Here is a 465-nt window from a genome sequence, read left to right as displayed (position 1 = left end):
TTTGTTGGCTTCCGCTTGACCGTAATGTTAGGCCCCGAATATTGGTTTTTGTGACGTTGCACAGTTTGTGTAAAGCTACGAAGGTGCCCCGACATCATGGAGTGCCTTCCGAGGCGTTCATCTTTGCTTGAATGAGCGCAACCAACTTGCCAGTAGCGGCCGCCATAGCCTGCGGATCTGATCTTATGAGCGTTTCAATGTGAGGCAGATTTTGCATCGAGCCAATTTTGAGTTTTGCGAATGGAGGAAACATGGCAAGTCCGCTTGAGCGCCCGGTTAGATATCACTTGTTGAGCTTCGTGAGAAAAATTTTGATTTGATTATTGAGCGCCTCCAGTTGCTCTGCAACGGGATGGATAGGTGGCGACGAACGTAGATAAGGCCGCATGTCGACTGACGTTCTCTCTGCAACAAGGCGATCATCGAATTCATAGTCTGCGGAGACGGTGAATTGCAGAGGGCAAA

Annotated in this window: 1 protein-coding gene; it reads right to left on the bottom strand. The window is 49.2% G+C overall.

Annotation, left to right across the window (positions count from 1 at the left end):
- Positions 1-283: 283 nt before the first annotated feature.
- On the bottom strand, positions 284-465 hold a 182-nt coding region (locus tag K9U41_RS23150), incomplete at its 5' end, for a hypothetical protein (protein WP_282643181.1).

Source organism: Xanthobacter autotrophicus (genome assembly GCF_029991245.1).
Taxonomy (GTDB): Bacteria; Pseudomonadota; Alphaproteobacteria; order Rhizobiales; family Xanthobacteraceae; genus Xanthobacter; species Xanthobacter autotrophicus_C.
Note: the sequence above shows the minus strand (reverse complement) of the source record. Positions and strands in the feature narration are given on the sequence as shown.